Genomic DNA, 15,816 nt, shown 5'->3' with positions numbered 1-15,816 from the left:
TAGTACTCACTCGCGCGGACGGGCGTCCCACGCCTTCACCAAGGTAGAGAGGTCGCCGGGCAGCCGGTCGGCCAGCCCGTCCTCAGGGAGACCGGCCTTACCCTTCAGCCACGGCCCCAGCGCCTCGATGGTGGCCTCGTCCAGCCCTCGGCGCGACAGGCCCACGGTGTTGACGCCGGTCACCCGGGCGGGGTTGCCGACCGCGATGGTGAACGCGCCCACCTCCTTGCGGACCGCGGAGCTCATCCCGACCATCGCGCCGGGGCCGACCACGACCCGCTGGTGCAGGATCGCACCCATGCCGAGATTCGCGCCGGACCAGATGTGGCAGTGGCCACCGGTGATGACGTTCGACGCGACCGTGACGGCGTCCTCGACCAGGCAGTCGTGCGCGATGTGGGAGCCGCGCAGGAAATAGCCGCCGTCGCCGATGGTGGTCGTGCGCCAGGTGCCCTGGTGGACGCTGACGTACTCGCGGATCCGGTTGCGGCTGCCGATGACGACCCCATGACCGTCGTGATCGGGATCACCGTTCGGCGCGGATTCCCAGGCGGCGGGGTGCTCGCGGCCGCGATCCTCACCCGGGGTGCCGATGGTCACGTGCGGGCCGATCCAGTTGCCGTCGCCGATCCGCGTGGGGCCCACGATGACGGTGAACGGTCCGATGACGTTGTCGTCACCGAGCTCGACACCCTCGCCGATGACTGCTGTCGGGTGGATGCGGTTCACCACGTGAGATCCGTTCGTTGTGGCTGGGAGGCAGCCTGGGGTATTGGGCGCTTCGGCGGTCCCGGTAACGTGTGGCCCGCGCCAGAGAGGGCGGCCGGACGCAGAACCGGCGGCTCACTGTACCGGACGCACCAGAACGCCCAGTCGAGAGAGACTTGCTGATGATCCCCATTACCGTGGTCGACGTCCGTGACGCGGAGGACCTCGTCGTCGAGGTGCTGCGATCCGGCGCCATCGCACAGGGACCGATGGTCAAGCGCTTCGAGGACGCGTTCGCGAACGTTTCCGGCACGAAGCACGCGATCGCCGTCAACAACGGCACCACCGCGCTGGTCGCCGCCATCCAGGCGCTCGACCTCCAGCCGGGTGACGAGGTCATCACCTCGCCGTTCACCTTCGTGGCGACGCTGAACGCGATCCTGGAGGCCGGCGCGACCGTCCGCTTCGCCGACATCCGGCGCGACGACTTCGCGATCGACCCGGACGCCGTCGGCGCCGCGATCACCGACCGCACCAAGGTCCTCATGCCGGTGCACCTGTACGGGCAGACCGCGGACATGGGCAAGCTCGCGCCGCTGGCCGCCGAGCACGGTCTCCAGGTCATCGAGGACTCCGCGCAGGCCGTCGGCGCGTCGTTCGAGGGCAAGCCGTCGGGATCCTTCGGGATCGGCTGCTTCTCCTTGTACGCCACCAAGAACGTCACCACCGCCGAGGGCGGCGTCATCACCACGGACGACGACAAGCTGGCGGACGCGCTCCGTGTGCTGCGCAACCAGGGCATGCGCGCCCGGTACCAGTACGAGGTCGCCGGGCACAACTACCGGATGACCGATCTGCACGCCGCGGTCGGCATCCCGCAGCTGGAGAAGCTGGACCAGCTCACCGCCGCCCGGCAGGCCAACGCGAAGCGCCTCACCGAAGGCCTCGCCGGCACCCCGGGGCTCGACCTCCCGCAGGTCCTGGCGGGCCGCGAACACGTGTGGCACCAGTACACCGTGCTGGTCGGCCCGCACGCCTTCCTCTCCCGCGACGAACTCGCCGCCGCGCTCACCGAGCGGGGCATCGGCAACGGGATCTACTACCCGAAGATCGTCTTCGACTACGACTGCTACCGGAACAACCCGCTGATCCCCGATGCCAAGGTCGAGGACTTCCCGGTGGCCGCCTCCGTCGCCGCGCAGGCGCTTTCCCTGCCGGTGCACCCGCACCTTTCCGAGTCCGACCTGGACACCATCATCGAAACGGTTCGCGAGGTACTCGGCGCATGACCACCCACAAGATCGCCCTCATCGGCACCGGGAACATGGGTTCGCTGCACGCCCGTGTGCTCGCCGCGAACGAACGCGTGGACCTCGTCCGCGTGATCGACCCGCGCGAAGAGGCCGGCCGCAAGGTCGCCGAACGCTACGAAACCCAGTGGACGCCCGAAATCGGCTCACTGTCCGATGTGGACGCCGTGGTGCTCGCTTCCGCGACCGAGGCGCATTACGAGCTGGCGCAGGAGATCCTGGGCCAGGGCAAGCCGCTGCTGGTCGAGAAGCCGGTCTGCAACAGCCTCGAATTCTCCCAGGAGATCGTCGCGCTGTCGGCGAAGAAGGACGTCCCGCTGATGTGCGGGCTCCTGGAGCGCTACAACCCCGCCGTGATGACCGCGCGGGCGCTGATCAACGAGCCGATCCACCTGATGGCCCGCCGCCACGGCCCGTACGCGCCGCGGATCAAGACCGGTGTCGCGTGGGATCTGCTGGTGCACGACGTCGACCTGGCGATCCAGTTCTTCGGCGGCGCGACCCCGGCGCGGGTCGCCTCCGGTGCCGGCTACTTCCACCCGAATTCGGTCGAGGGCGCCGAGGACACCATCGAGACGGTGCTGTCGTTCGAGTCCGGGCTGGCCACGGTTTCCGCGTCCCGCCTCGGCCAGCGCAAGGTCCGCTCGCTCTGGGTGTCCGAACTGGACCGCATGATCGAGATCGACCTGCTCCGCCGCGACGTCACCATCTACCGGCACGTCTCGCACGACTCGGTCACCCCGGACGGCCTCGGCTACCGGCAGCAGACCGTCATCGAGATCCCGGAGCTGGTCACCGCGCGCGAGCCGCTGGCGACCCAGCTGGACCGCTTCCTCGAACTGCTCGAAGGCAAGGTCGACGCCGACACCGAGCGTGACCTGATCCTGCCGTCGCACGCCGTCGTCGACCAGGTGCTCACCCAGGCCGCCGCCTGATTCTCTCGCGTTATTTGGTGAGGCGCTGGCCCTTCGCGTTGTAGGCGACGAGCGGGCTCAGGACGCTCGCCGACTCCACGTCGGCCGGGTCGAACCAGAAGATCACCACCGCCGGGTCTTCGGACCAGACGGCCGTCTTCGCTTCGACGGGCGTTCCCCGCACGGTGCCGGTGATCCGCGCCGCCGGACCGGAGAAGTAGCCGAACACCGGGACGAACGTGTTCTGGACCAGCTCGCCGCCGTCCGTGGCGTGGAAACCGAAGGACCGGTCGGATCCCTTGTACTCGTTGGTGCTCTGGAGCGTCTCGAAGGTGCCGTTGTCGTTCCGGTAGGCGACCTGGAGACTGAAGTGGATGTCCCCCAGGACCGGCTCGTCGAGCGCGGCCGCGTAGATCACCAGCTCCCGGCCGCCCTCACCGCGGATGCCGAGCGGGATCACGTCACCCATGGGCAGGTCCGCCGCCGCCGTGGAGGTGGGGGCCGACGGTGCCGGTGACATCGGCGCCGGAATCGGCTGCGGCGACGGCGGGGCGGGCGCGCTCGCGGCGGGTGGGATCGGCCGCCGGTCGGACGGCGGTTCCTTCAGCGCCACCGCGCCGACGATGACCAGCACCGTCACCATGGCGGCGGCGACCCCGCCCGCGCCGGTCGCGAGACGGCGACGGCGGCGGATACGCCTGCCCTTGGTCATGATGGCGGCGAGGTCGGGTGCGGCGAACTCCTCGTCCGGCGGTTCCCGAAGAGCCGAACGCAGCGTCTCGAGGTCGGTCATCGTCCCAGCCCCCCGATCAGTTCCGTGCCGTCCTCCGCGGTGATCCGCAGCTTCGTCAGTGCGCGGGAGTTGGTGCTCTTCACCGTGCCCACCGAGACCCCCAGCTCGCCGGCCACGTCGGACTCCTTCAAATCGAAGAAGTGCCGGAGCACCACAACCGCTCTTTCCCGATCTGTGAGCGTACGCAACGCGTCAAGCAGCCATTTCCGCTGGACAACGGCCCCGGCGACGTCCGCGCCGCTCGGCCGTTCGGGGACCTCCTCGGTGGCGTTCTCGCGCATCGGGCGCCGCCAGCCGTCGATGATGTGGTTGACCAGGACCTGCCTCGCGTAGGCGTAGGCGTCCTTGCGGCGTACCCGTGACCAGGCCGCGTACGTCTTGGCGAGCGCCGTCTGCGCGGCGTCCTCGGCCTGATGCCGATCGCTGGTCAGCAGGTAGGCGGCATGCTGCAGACGCGTCGACGAGTTCCGCACGAACTCGACGAACTCGTCATCGCCGCGAGCCACGCTGGTCCTCATCTCCGTTCGACGGTTGGCCACCCGAAAGGTTGCCTCAACCTTTTCGGCCGCTCCCCCGTAGAGGTCTTCGCACGATCTTCGACCACTGGGAGGCACTGCACATGAAATCACCCGGGAAGCGGACGATGCTCGCAGGCGGCGGGATCGCGGCCGCCGGTCTCGCTGTCGTCCTTTCGAGCACCTTGACCGCGAACGCGACCCCCGCTCCGGCACCCGCGCCCGTCGCGGCGGAGGCCGTGCAGGTGGCCGCCCCGGTGCGGACGGCCGAAGAGCCGGACAACACGCCATGGGGCGACGTCATCGGCACCGGCGTCCAGGGCGATGGCGGTGAGCTGGTGTTCTACGGTGTGAAGATCGACCTCGAACAGCTTCCGCAGACGACCTTCGGGATCATGGCCGGGCACCGGTCGGCCGACGGCAAGGTGACCGCCGGCACCGTCACCAACGAGTTCTCCGGCCCCGACAAATCCCCTGGTTTCCACGCGGTGTCCGGCGGATTGAACGGCATCCCGGCCTTCGGCTACTACGCGGGCCCGGCCGCGAAGATCACCGCAAAGGTGAACGGCAAGACCGTCACCGCACACCAAGCCGCCTGGAGCGTGGACCCGAACATCGTCGTGTTCTGGTTCGACTCCGCCACCGACCCGCTGAAGCTGGCGGCCTTCGACGCCTCCGGCAAGAAGCTGCCCGTGGGCAACCCCGACGTCGGCCACGGCTGATCTCAGTTCTTGCGGCGGGTGAGGCGCAACGCGACGACGAGACCGGCGACCACCACGGCGGCCGCGAGCACGATCCACACCCAGACCGGCAACAGGCCTTCGGGAGTGGTCTCATCCGCCTGCGGGGCCGGAGTGGCGCTGGTGGCGGGGGCCGCGCTGCTCGCCGGAGCCGCCGCACTGCTGGAGGACGGCGGCGTGACCGGGGCACTGAGGTTGAACTTCACCGAACCGCTCGCGGCGTGCGTGTCCTCGAAGGTCACCTTGTAGCGCAAGGTGTACTCGCCCGCGGGCCCGACGGCCTGCACCGGCGCGGTGACGACGGTTCCGGCGACCTCCGCCCGGCCGACCGTCCATGACGCGTTCTCGGGTCCGGTGATCTGGATCGGGTTCTCGGCGAGGGTGACCGGGCCGGAGAACGTCAGCTTGATCTGCGTCGGCGGCGTCGCGAGCGAAGCGCCCCTCTCCGGATCACTGCTCTTCAGCTCCGAGTGGGCCATCGCCGGTGCCGCGGCACCCAGCAGGGCCACCCCGGCGACCAGCAGGGACGCGCCGAACCGCTTGAACCTCATCAGACACCCTTCTACTGTCGCCTGGCACGACAGTAGTCGGCCACCCGCGCTTCGCGGTTCCCTACCGTGAGAGTCAGGGGCCCGGCAATGTCGTATAACTGCTGGTCGACTCCGCCGCTAGAGCGGGACAAGGCGAACGTGTCGTGTGGCCCCGGAGGAAGTGGGCTCGCGCAAGGGGCCTCACCCGGCTCTTGACTGTCCATAAGGGACACTTTGCGGGACACATGTGCCCGGTTTGGGCAAGTTGCACGGTTTCGCGAAGGGGTCGTGAGTGGCGAATAGGGTTAGAACCCTCATTGCCACTCACGACCCCACGCAGAACCGCACATAGCGACATCAATCGGGCGCTCAATCGCTCGATGAGGTTCTTGTGGACACTGAAGCTCCGCCACCGGTGCATGCGGCCCCGCCGCAGTGCAGGAATAGTCGACTGACCTGCAAGATCGCGACTTTGCCTGGACCCTGCCGTGAGAGTAGGGAAGAAGTCCTTCACGGCTTGACGAAATCGAACATCAGCGAGCCAAGTGGACATGTGGCCACACGCACCACAGCGGCACCGGCCCGTTCTCTGTTGAAGAACGGGCGATGACCTTCCTTGCTCTCAGTCGCCCCGCGCGAACGGCTGTGCTCAGGGGCGCTGCGCGTGGCGGGTGGTGAGGGCGTCGAGGTCGAGGGTGATCGGGGTGCCGTCGAAGTCGAGTGACACCTTGCCGGTGTGCTCGCCGAAGTTCTCGTACTCGCCGTCGACCAAACGGTAGGTGATCATGCTCGGCGGGTCGTCGAGGTCGACGATCCAGTAGTGCTCGATTCCGGCTTCGGCGTACTCGGAGAATTTCGTGACCCGGTCGGTGCGAACCGTGCCCTCGGAAAGGACCTCGACCACCAGCCGCACATCTTGAGCGGCGTAACGAGCCGGATTCTCTTCCACGAGCTCGGTCGCCGCGACGAGGACATCCGGGACGCGAACCGTCAACGGGAGTTCTGCGACGACGAGCTCGGCTTCCGAGAGAGCCATGAGCGACTCAGGCAGTTGCTCGTTGAGCAGGTATCCCAAGCGGGTGACCGCGAGCTGATGGAACGACATCGGCCGAGGGGCCACGACCAAGACTCCTTCGACGACTTCTGCGCGGTGTTCCGGGTCTTCCGGCAACGCGGCCCAGTCGTCGAGGGTCAGGAGGCGGTGAGGCCACTGCACGACACTCATCGAACTCCTCCTTCGCCGGTGATCACCAGACCATCTTCCCACGGTTTCGTCGAAACGGTAGCGCTACACACGGTAGTGAAAGGCCGTCGGGTCAAGTTGCGGCTACGCAAGTTTTCGCAGGTCGGATACATTGTGGCGATGAAGAGAACCTGGGGGTTCCTGGCCATCGGCCTGCTCTTTTCGGTCACCGCCTGCACCGTCACGATCAGGTTGCCCGCCCGTTCACCGTCGCCGGCCCCGTACGAGACCACCGTTCCCACGACCCCGCTGCCCGCGTCGCCCGCCCTCGTTCTCGACGCCTGCCCGTTCCTAGCGGCCGCCGAGGTCGCTCAGCTCACTGGCATCTCCGCCGAGATCAAGCCGCTGGAACAAGAGGCCCACGTGGGTGGGCGTGTGGAGAAGCGGTACGGCTGCCTGTACGAAAACGCCGATCAATCGGCCGCCCTCGCACCACATCTGCAGATCGTCATTCCGCTGAAGCCCGATTCGACCAGCGTCGCGTTCGTGGACGAAACGGCGAAGGCGAGCTGCCGCGAACCGGTCACCCTTGTCGGCGGTGTCGGAGACAAGACGATGTACTGCGAATCGGGCAAGGACCCGGCCAAGGCCGTCCTGCTCGTCGGCAAGCTCAGTCGAGGAGAAGTCCGGCTCGCCGTCCTCGACATCGTCAAGATCCGGCCCGACGCCTACGAAACGATCGCGAAACTCCTCGCGCAGCGCCTCTGATCACTCCGTGAAGTCGCCTGCCGGGGCGCCCCAAGACCCCGGCGTGTCACCGCGTTCCTCCGCCAGCGCCCGCCGCCGCGCGTTCTCGCCGCGCACACGCTCCACTTCGGACTGGATGTACTCGTCGTCGTACTTCTGGAACACGCGCGCGGGGTTGCCCGCGACGAGCGTCCGCGGCGGGACGTCCTTGGCGACCACGGAATTCGGCTGCACGGTGGCGAAGTCGCCGATCGTGACGCCCGCCATGATCACGACAAGGCCGCCGATGAAACAGCCTTTGCCGATCTTCACCGGCTTGCGTTCGATGAGGTCGCTGCCGGAGTGGTTCTGCAGCGTCATGTTCGCGAGCCAGCTGGAATGCGTGAAGATCAGCGTGTTCAGGCCGATGCTGGTGTGCTCGCCGATCTCCAGCCCGCCGCTCGCGTCGAGCGCGGCGCCTTCGCCGATCCAGCAGTGTTCGCCGATCTTCAGGTTCTCCGGGCTGATGATCTTGACCCGCTCACGCACCCGGGTCGTCTCGGGCAGCCCATAGAACTTCGCGCGCTCGGCGTCGTTCATGTACTGCGAAACGAGTTCGGTCAGGATCTGCGGACGCAGCCGGTTGCTGCGCTCGTCATCGAAGAACATCGGCCTCGGTCACCAGTTTCTCGAAGGTGCGCAGGTGTTCCTCGGCGACGACGTCGAGGCCGAAGTTGGCCCGCACCATCGCGCTTTCCCGCTGTGCCACCAAAGCCCGCTTCTCCGGGTCGTCGAGCAGTTCGATGACGGTGTTCGCGACCGCCTCGCTGTCGTCCGGCCGCACCAGCAGGATGTTCTCGCCGTTGCGCAGCTCGATGCCGGGGTAGTTGTCCTCGGTGACCGACGCGATGGTCGCGGTGCCCGAAAGCATCGCCTCCAGCGACGCGGTGCCGCAGCCGCCGTTGAGGTCGTGCGTGACGATGTCGGCGGCGGCGAAGTACGCGGGCACGTCCGCCTTCGGCACGGCACCGGTGACGATGATGGCGTCGGCGACGCCGAGTTCTTCGGCCCGCTTCAGGAAGACGTCGTGGTAGACCCGGCCGACGACGACGACCTTCACGTCGGGGTGCTTGTCCAAAATGGACGGAAGCGCCTCGACGAGCGGCAGGCGGTTCCGCAGCGGGATCACGTGCCCGAGCGAAACGATCACCGGACCGTCGCCCAGCTTGTGCTCCGCACGCACGTCGAGTGTGAGCGGCTTCTCGAAGTTCCCGGTGTCGACGGCGATCGGGAAGTAGTCCGAGTTCGCGTCGCTGGTTCCGTAGCGCTCGACGCAGTAGTCGACCCCGAGCTTGTCGAGGATGACGTACCGCGGCTTGAGGTAACGCAGGATCGGGTTCACCAGCACGGTGTCCAGGAACCGGAACACGCCGCCGTACAGCTTGTTGTCGCTGATCAGCAGGGTGTGGATGGTCAGCAGCATCGGCAGCTTGTGCCGCCGCGCGTACAACCCGGCCAGCCACGACAGGTCGAAGAACTGCCCGTGCAGGTGGATCGCGTCCGGTTTGAACTCGTCCAGCAGCTTCCACAGCCGCCGCCAGTTCCCCGGCCGCAACGAGGCGAAGCTCATGTCGAAGTCGATCGACAGGCCCAGCTGCGGCATCTTCACCGCGGGCAGGCGGACGACGCGGTAGCCGTCCTTCGTCTCGTCGGCCGGGGCGTCGGCGTAGGCCGCGGTGATCGCGAGCACCTCGTGCCCGCGTGCCGCGTACTGCTCGGCCAGGGACGCCGCCATGTGCGCGCTTCCGCCCACCCTCGGCGGGAAGAAGTTGTTGACGACAGCGATGCGCATGGCACGGCTCTCCCCTGGCCCGGCGCTCACTCCGAAGCCTTCACCAGTTCGTGCATGCCCTCTTCCACCGAGATCTTCGGCTCCCAGCCGAGGACTTCGCGGGCACGCGTGATGTCGGCGGCACGCCGCGAAACCAGCACGTCGCGCTCGTTGAACAGCGGCTCGACGTTGACGCCGACGGCGTCGATGAGGATCTTCGCCAGCGTCGCGATCGAGGTGTCGATCCCGGTGCCGATGTTGATCGGCAGGTTGGCCTGCTCCGATTCGAGCGCGGCGACGACGGCGCGGGCGAGGTCGGTGACGTGCACGAAGTCCATCGACTGGTCGCCGCGGCCGTCGATGACCGGCGGCTGACCGGCGCGCAGGCGCTGGATGAAGTGGTTGATCACCGACGTGTAGTAGGCCTCGATCTTCTGGCCGGGGCCGTACACGTTGAAGAACCGCAGCGCGTTCCAGGACAGGCCCTTGGTGCGCTCGTAGAAGCCGAGCATGTCTTCGCCCGCGCGCTTGGAGATGCAGTACGGCGTGAGCGGCTTGAGCTCGTCGTCCTCGTGCATCGGCAGCCGCTTCGGGTCGCCGTAGACGGACGCGGTCGAAGCGAACACCACACGCTCGACGCCTTCGTCCGCCGCGGCCGCGAAGACGTTGTGGTTGCCGACCATGTTGATGTCGATGGACTCGTGCGGGTCCGCGACCGACTTGTTGATCGACACGGTGGCGAAGTGGATCACGTGCGTGCAGCCGCGCATGGCCTCGCGCACGGCGCCGCCGTAACGCACGTCCTTCTCGACGAGTTCGACCTTGCCGGTGGCGATGAACTCGTTCACCCTGGCGCGGTCGCCGCGCGTCATGTTGTCGAAGATGCGGACGGTGTAGCCGCCTTCGATCAGCATCGGGATCACGTGCGCGGCGATGAAACCGCCGCCCCCGGTGAAGAGGACCTTCTTGTCGGGCATTTCTCTCCTAGCTCGGCAGTGCGGCGCTGACGGTCCCGATGACCCGGTCGACCTGGTCATCGGTGAGGTTGGCGTGCATCGGGATGGCGAGATGACGGGCGAAGAGGTCCGCAGAGACCGGCAAGGTCTGCTTCTTGCCGTAGATGGGCTGGAGGTGCGAGGCGTAGGTGCCGAAGTTGCACTGCACGCCCTGTTCGCGGATCCGCAGCGCGAGCGCGTCGCGGTCGATCTCCGGGGCCACGGTGAGGATGTAGGCCTGCCACGGGTGTTCGCGATCCGGCAGTTCCACCGGGACGGCCAGGCCGGGCAGGTTCTCGAAGGCCTCGTGGTACCGCTTGGCCACCGATCGGCGGGCCGAGAGCAGCTCCGGGAGCCGGTCGAGCTGGACGTTCATGATCGCGGCCTGCACGTCGGAAAGCCGGAAGTTGTAGCCCAGTTCGTGGAACTCCGGAATCGGCAGCGCGCCGGAACCCTCGCGGGTGATGGCGGGCTCGATGCCGTAAGTGTGCAGCTTGCGCGCGTGCGCGATGAGGTCTTCGCGGTCCGAGACCAGCGCGCCGCCCTCGCCCGCGGTGATGCCTTTGCGGCCGTGGAAGGAGAACGCGGCCAGGTCGGCGAGGCTGCCGGCCGGACGGGTCTTGTAGGTCGCGCCCGCGGCACAGGCGGCGTCTTCGAAGAGCCACAGGCCGTGCTTGTCGGCGATCGCGCGGTACTCGTCGAAATCACCCGGCTGCCCGGCGACGTCGACGGCGAGGATGCCGACGGTGCGCGGGGTGATCAGGGCTTCGATCGACGCCGGGTCGGCGCTCCAGACGTCCGGGCGGATGTCCGCGAACACCGGCGTCGCGCCCGCCTGGAGCACGGCGTGGCCGGTGGCGGGGAACGTGTAGTCGCCGACGATGACCTCGTCGCCCGGCTTCACGCCGAGCACACGCAACCCGAGGAAGAGTGCCGAGCCACAGTTACTGGTGGTCAGTGCGTGCGCGGTGCCGACGGTCTTCGCGAAGCGTTCCTCGAAACGGCGGCACGCGGGACCGGCGCCGGCCAGCCAGCCGGACCGGAACACCTCCGCCACCGCGGCGAGCTCTTCGTCGCCGACGGTCGGCTGACCGAGGACCACAGGTTCCTGCGTAGACATATCTCTCCCATTGCGTGGGGACCCGGCGAAGTGTATAGACGCCGATCGGCGTAGTTCGGGCGGGCTGGATCCGCCCAGGTCAACGACGTCCTACTCTGCACACCATGCGATTCGGCGTTCTGGGGGCGACGGAGGTGCGCCGCGACGACGGCACCGCCGTCCCGGTCGGTGGCCCCCGGGTGCGGACGTTGTTCGCGTTGCTCGCGCTGGAGGCCGGGCGGGTCGTCCCGGCCGAGCGGCTCATCGACGGTCTCTACGGCGAACAGCCACCCGAAGGGGTGGCGAACGCACTGCAATCGCAGGTCTCCCGGCTGCGCGGCGCGCTGAAGGATCTCGCGCCGGTCGAATTCACTCCGGCGGGTTACCGGCTGGCCGTGGACCCCGCCGACGTCGACGTCCACCGCTTCGAACGGCTCGCCACGGAAGGACGTCGCGCTCTCGCGGCGGGAGACGCCACGAAGGCGGCCGAACTGCTTCGCGACGCTCTCGGTCTCTGGCGTGGCCCGGCCTTCGCAGACATCACCGACGCGCCGTTCCGGGAGCCGCAGGTCACGCGGCTCGACGAGCTGAAGACGTCGGCGATCGAGGACCGCGCCGAAGCGGATCTGAAGCTGGGACGACACGAAGACGTCCTCACCGGCCTTCGCGAACTCGTCACCGCCCAGCCGCTGCGTGAACGGCCACGCGCGCTGCTGATCCGCGCGCTGCACGCCGCCGGACGCCATGCCGACGCACTCACCGCGTTCGAGGACGCCCGCCGTGTCCTCGCCGACGAACTCGGCACGGATCCGGGGCCGGACCTCGCGGCCGCGCATCTGGCCGTGCTGCGTGGCGAGGCGCCTCCCGTCAAAGAAGCCACGACGACGCTCCCGGCACAGCTCACCAGCTTCATCGGACGCGAAGACGACCTCCGGCAGGTACTCGGCCGGCTGGACCGCTCCCGGCTGGTGACGCTGACGGGCCCTGGCGGAACCGGCAAAACCCGGCTGGCCGTCGAGGTCGCGGCCGTCGCGGACCTGCCCGTGGTGTTCGTCGGGCTCGCTCCCTACACCGAGGACGCCGACGTCGCCCATGCCGTGCTGACCGCGCTCGGCCTGCGGACCACCCCGCTCGGCGCGGCGACCACCCCGGTGGACAACGACCCCGTCGAGCGGCTGATCGACGCCTTGGCCGACCGGGCACTGCTGGTGGTGTTCGACAACTGCGAGCATCTGGTCGACGCGGCCGCGAAACTGATCGCGCGGCTGCTCGGCGCGGCCGCGGCACTGCGCGTGCTCGCCACCAGCCGCGAACCGCTCGGGATCACCGGCGAAGTCGTCTCCCCCGTGCCCCGGCTCGCCGTACCGCCGCCGGGGACGCCACCCGCGCGCTCGCTGGGGTTCGCCGCCGTCCGGTTGTTCGCCGATCGCGCGCGGGCCGGCGACCCGGGCTTCGCCGTCGACGACACCACCGCGGGCGATGTCCAGCGCGTCTGCGCCGCCCTCGACGGGCTGCCACTGGCCATCGAACTCGCCGCGGCTCGCGTCCGGGCCCTGCCGGTCGGCGAGATCGCCACCCGGTTGGATGACCGCTTCGCCCTGCTCTCCCGCGGGAGCCGCGTCGCCGAGACCCGGCATCGCACGCTGCGCGGCGTCGTCGAGTGGAGCTGGGATCTGCTCGGCGAGGACGAACGGCGGCTCGGCAGGCGGCTGACCGTTTTCGCGGGCGGCACCACCCTCGCCGACGCCGAGGCGGTCTGCGCGGTGCCGGACGTCGAGGAGCTGCTTCCGTCCCTTGTGGACAGATCACTCGTCGAGCGCGCCGGGAACCGGTACCGGATGCTCGAAACCATCCGAGCCTTTTTCGCGGAGAAGCTCACCGAATCCGGCGAGACCGAGCGGATGCGACGCGCACACGCCGAGCACTTCCTCGCCCTTGCCGAAAAGGCCGATCCGCTCCTCCGCACCGGTGATCAGCTGATCTGGCTGGAGCGCCTCGACGACGCCTACGACGACCTCTTGGCCGCGTTGCGGTGGTCGGCCGAGGCGGACACGCGGATCGCGCTGCGGCTTTCGGCCTCGATGGTGACGTACTGGTGGATGCGCGGGCGCCGGTTCGAAGGCTCGACGCTGTGCCTGGAAGTGGTCAAACGGCTCGGCACACGACCGCCGGAGGGGCTCGAAGAGGAGTACCAGCTGTGCGTGCTCAACGCCGCCGCCGGTCTCCGCGGTCACGAAGCCCTCGACCACCATTTAGCGGCGGTGGACGGCCTCGTGCACACCATGGCCAAGGCGCCCAGGAATCCGGCGCTGCTGCTGTTGATGGGGGTCGTGACCGGTCCGCCCGGTGACGACGACTCGCTGATCAAACGCGGCCAGGCCCTGCTGGCGCACAGCGACGCCTGGAGTCTCGCCCTCGCGCCGACGGGATACGGCCTCCGCGCGCTGATGCGGGGCGATCTCGAACCGGCGGAAGAGTTCCTGCGCCAAGGGGCCGCGGCGTTCCGACGGCTCGGGGAACGCTGGGGTCTCTCGATGGCGCTCGATCACCTGTCACAGATCCTGATCTGGACGGACAGGCAGGCGGAAGCACTCGAAACGATGAACGAAGCGCTCCGGCTGATGCGGGAACTCGGGGCCGCGGACGACAACGCGGATCTGCTGTGCCGCCGCGGCGGCAGCAAACTGCGGTACGGCGACGCGGCGGGGGCGCGGGCGGATTTCGAACTCGCCATCGAAATCGCGCGTCGCTCCGGGATGCCGGAAAGCCGGGCGGCCGGGTACATCGGGCTCGCGTTCCTCGCCCGGCACGAAGGCGACCTGGCGACGGCTCGCGCGCTGAGTGAACTCGCTCTTTCGGAGTGCCCTGGCGGCTCGTTCGCTGCCGAAGGGGTCCGCACCGCGGCGAGGATCTCGCTGGGCTGGGTCATGGCCGCCGAGGGCGACGCGGACGGTGCCGAGGAACTGCACCGGGCGGCGCTCGTCTCGGCGGACCGGTGGCACGACAGCACCGCCCTTGCCTGCGCCGTCGAAGGCCTCGCCGGGGTCGCGCTGCTCCGGGACGATCCCGAGCAGGCGGCGGTCCTGATCGGCGCCGCGGTGACCGTCAGGGGCACCCCGTTCGCCGTCGATCTGGACGCCGCCCTGCTCCGGACGACCGTTCGGGAGCGGCTCGGTGCCGACTTCGACCGGGCCTACCGCCGGGGACTCGGCCTGCGAAACGCCGCTCAACTGGCGGGATTTTGAACGCCGGTCAGCAGGACACCCGTCGGCGCGAACCGGGCGACGGCCTCGGTCAGGAACCGTGAGTCCAGCTCACTGTCCTGCACCGCGACGTACAGCGGCTCCGCGTTGACCGGGACGGCGCCGAGCCGGGTCATGCCGGGGCCGACCGGATCGATGGTGAGCCGGGTGACGTCACGCCACGGCACGACCGTCCGCTCGACCCGGACGCCCACCGCGTCCAGTTCGAAGAGCACCCACTGCTGGTCGTGCAGCGACCGCACGTAGGCGAGGACACCGCAGACACCGGCGATCAGGATGACGCGCAGCGGACCAGGGGCGTCGATCGAGCCGAGCAGGGCGGCGATCGCGAAGAAGACCACCAGGATCCCGGTGAGCTTCGCGGCGGCGACCAGCCCCGCGTTCGGCTTGTGCACCCGGAACCGCACGTTGCGGTTCAGCTGTTTGGTGAGCATCCCGCCGCCGACGGCGACGGCAAGCGCGAGCATCGTCACCACCAGCGCACCCGGGGAGAAGTCCACGAAGAGCTGGTAACCGGCGATCAGCGTGACGAAGCCGCCGACGACGGTCAAGGCCAGTGCGAGCTTGCCCTTGCGGATGTCGCGCTCCCGCTGTTCGAGCGCGGCCTGGTCCGGGGCGGCGAGAAAACCGCCGTCGATGTTCCTCATCGGGCATCACGCTGCGCTTCGGCGGCCGCGCGGCGCTCACGCTGACGACGGTCGAGGACGTACAGCAGCGTGCCGGCGCCGGCGCTCAGGGCGGCGAAGAACAGGTCCTGCAGACCGTCCTCGGGGTAACCGGTCGAGAACTCGATCATCGCGAGCGCGACGAAGAGGACGCTGAACACGGCCCCGGCGATCATGTACACCTTGTTGCCGAGCATGAAATCCCTCGCTTTCGTTCCTGTGTACCGAAAGCTTCGCGCGGGGCACATGACATTCCGATGACACGGACGAGCAGTCAGCGAATGGTGCGTGGCCGCAAGATCGGGGTGTCGCTGTTCGGGGTGCTTCGGTGATCACGGCGTACGCGCGGGACCGGGCCGACTGACGGAAGCCGGGCCGCGCCCCAGTGTCCTCAAGGGACACCTTCCCGAAGAAGGCTGTCCGACTTGGGTGGTTTGCACGGTTGCGGGTGGGGGGTGGGGGGGTGGGGGGGGGGGTGTTGGCCCCCAACCCCCCCAACCCCCCCCCCCCCCCCCCCCCCCCACCCCGGGGGGGGGCCCCCGCA

16 protein-coding genes are annotated in these 15,816 nt (G+C 68.7%); 5 read left to right on the top strand and 11 right to left on the bottom strand.

Annotated elements, in window-relative coordinates; genetic code table 11:
- Positions 1 to 6: 6 nt before the first annotated feature.
- Complete coding sequence (locus tag ACZ5ZX_RS03260) at positions 7 to 732, bottom strand: UDP-N-acetylglucosamine acyltransferase (protein WP_465500429.1); 726 nt, start codon at positions 730 to 732, stop codon at positions 7 to 9.
- 158 nt (positions 733 to 890) lie between these two features.
- Here ACZ5ZX_RS03260 and ACZ5ZX_RS03255 point away from each other — a divergent pair, with 158 nt between their 5' ends.
- On the top strand, positions 891 to 1,997 hold the full coding sequence (locus ACZ5ZX_RS03255; RefSeq protein WP_465500428.1) for a DegT/DnrJ/EryC1/StrS family aminotransferase: 1,107 nt from the start codon (positions 891 to 893) through the stop codon (positions 1,995 to 1,997).
- Positions 1,994 to 2,953: a Gfo/Idh/MocA family protein gene (locus ACZ5ZX_RS03250; RefSeq protein WP_465500427.1), complete on the top strand. Its 960-nt coding sequence runs from the start codon at positions 1,994 to 1,996 to the stop codon at positions 2,951 to 2,953. Before ACZ5ZX_RS03255 ends, ACZ5ZX_RS03250 begins: the two co-directional genes overlap by 4 nt.
- 10 nt (positions 2,954 to 2,963) lie before the next feature.
- Here the strand turns inward: ACZ5ZX_RS03250 and ACZ5ZX_RS03245 are convergent, their stop codons facing one another.
- Both ACZ5ZX_RS03245 and ACZ5ZX_RS03240 read right to left on the bottom strand, forming a co-directional pair.
- A complete protein-coding gene (locus tag ACZ5ZX_RS03245) occupies positions 2,964 to 3,725 on the bottom strand; it encodes a hypothetical protein (RefSeq protein WP_465500426.1) in 762 nt (253 codons plus the stop codon).
- On the bottom strand, positions 3,722 to 4,231 hold the full coding sequence (locus tag ACZ5ZX_RS03240; protein ID WP_465460194.1) for a SigE family RNA polymerase sigma factor: 510 nt from the start codon (positions 4,229 to 4,231) through the stop codon (positions 3,722 to 3,724). Before ACZ5ZX_RS03240 ends, ACZ5ZX_RS03245 begins: the two co-directional genes overlap by 4 nt.
- 113 nt (positions 4,232 to 4,344) lie before the next feature.
- Here ACZ5ZX_RS03240 and ACZ5ZX_RS03235 point away from each other — a divergent pair, with 113 nt between their 5' ends.
- The gene (locus ACZ5ZX_RS03235; protein WP_465500425.1) at positions 4,345 to 4,962 is read left to right on the top strand and encodes a hypothetical protein; all 618 of its coding nucleotides are present in this window, start codon (positions 4,345 to 4,347) and stop codon (positions 4,960 to 4,962) included.
- A gap of 2 nt (positions 4,963 to 4,964) precedes the next feature.
- Here ACZ5ZX_RS03235 and ACZ5ZX_RS03230 read toward each other — a convergent pair whose 3' ends face one another.
- Both ACZ5ZX_RS03230 and ACZ5ZX_RS03225 read right to left on the bottom strand, forming a co-directional pair.
- Positions 4,965 to 5,531: a copper resistance CopC family protein gene (locus tag ACZ5ZX_RS03230; RefSeq protein WP_465500424.1), complete on the bottom strand. Its 567-nt coding sequence runs from the start codon at positions 5,529 to 5,531 to the stop codon at positions 4,965 to 4,967.
- 628 nt (positions 5,532 to 6,159) lie between these two features.
- Positions 6,160 to 6,735, bottom strand: coding sequence for a Uma2 family endonuclease (locus tag ACZ5ZX_RS03225; protein WP_465500423.1), 576 nt, complete (start codon positions 6,733 to 6,735; stop codon positions 6,160 to 6,162).
- Positions 6,736 to 6,873: 138 nt separating this feature from the next.
- Here ACZ5ZX_RS03225 and ACZ5ZX_RS03220 point away from each other — a divergent pair, with 138 nt between their 5' ends.
- Entirely contained in the window at positions 6,874 to 7,461 is a 588-nt protein-coding gene (locus ACZ5ZX_RS03220) for a DUF3558 domain-containing protein (protein ID WP_465500422.1), read from the top strand.
- Here ACZ5ZX_RS03220 and ACZ5ZX_RS03215 read toward each other — a convergent pair whose 3' ends face one another.
- From ACZ5ZX_RS03215 to ACZ5ZX_RS03200, 4 genes are read right to left on the bottom strand one after another with little or no spacing between them, the layout of a single operon-like run.
- The gene (locus tag ACZ5ZX_RS03215) at positions 7,462 to 8,088 is read right to left on the bottom strand and encodes an acyltransferase (RefSeq protein WP_465500421.1); all 627 of its coding nucleotides are present in this window, start codon (positions 8,086 to 8,088) and stop codon (positions 7,462 to 7,464) included.
- Entirely contained in the window at positions 8,075 to 9,271 is a 1,197-nt protein-coding gene (locus ACZ5ZX_RS03210; RefSeq protein WP_465500420.1) for a glycosyltransferase family 4 protein, read from the bottom strand. Before ACZ5ZX_RS03210 ends, ACZ5ZX_RS03215 begins: the two co-directional genes overlap by 14 nt.
- Positions 9,272 to 9,297: 26 nt before the next feature.
- A complete protein-coding gene (locus tag ACZ5ZX_RS03205) occupies positions 9,298 to 10,227 on the bottom strand; it encodes an NAD-dependent epimerase/dehydratase family protein (RefSeq protein WP_465500419.1) in 930 nt (309 codons plus the stop codon).
- Positions 10,228 to 10,234: 7 nt separating this feature from the next.
- Positions 10,235 to 11,365, bottom strand: a complete 1,131-nt coding sequence (locus ACZ5ZX_RS03200) for a DegT/DnrJ/EryC1/StrS family aminotransferase (RefSeq protein WP_465500418.1) — start codon at positions 11,363 to 11,365, stop codon at positions 10,235 to 10,237.
- 104 nt (positions 11,366 to 11,469) lie between these two features.
- Here ACZ5ZX_RS03200 and ACZ5ZX_RS03195 point away from each other — a divergent pair, with 104 nt between their 5' ends.
- A complete protein-coding gene (locus tag ACZ5ZX_RS03195; protein WP_465500417.1) occupies positions 11,470 to 14,589 on the top strand; it encodes an AfsR/SARP family transcriptional regulator in 3,120 nt (1,039 codons plus the stop codon).
- On the opposite strand, the gene ACZ5ZX_RS03190 is transcribed toward ACZ5ZX_RS03195, so the two are convergent.
- A complete protein-coding gene (locus ACZ5ZX_RS03190; protein ID WP_465500416.1) occupies positions 14,571 to 15,254 on the bottom strand; it encodes a hypothetical protein in 684 nt (227 codons plus the stop codon). The two genes, ACZ5ZX_RS03195 and ACZ5ZX_RS03190, sit on opposite strands and share 19 nt — an antisense overlap.
- Positions 15,251 to 15,469, bottom strand: coding sequence for a hypothetical protein (locus ACZ5ZX_RS03185; protein WP_465500415.1), 219 nt, complete (start codon positions 15,467 to 15,469; stop codon positions 15,251 to 15,253). The genes ACZ5ZX_RS03190 and ACZ5ZX_RS03185 overlap by 4 nt, the downstream gene beginning before the upstream one ends.
- Positions 15,470 to 15,816 lie beyond the last annotated feature (347 nt).

Source organism: Amycolatopsis sp. NPDC033938 (assembly GCF_055575975.1).
Note: the sequence above shows the minus strand (reverse complement) of the source record. Positions and strands in the feature narration are given on the sequence as shown.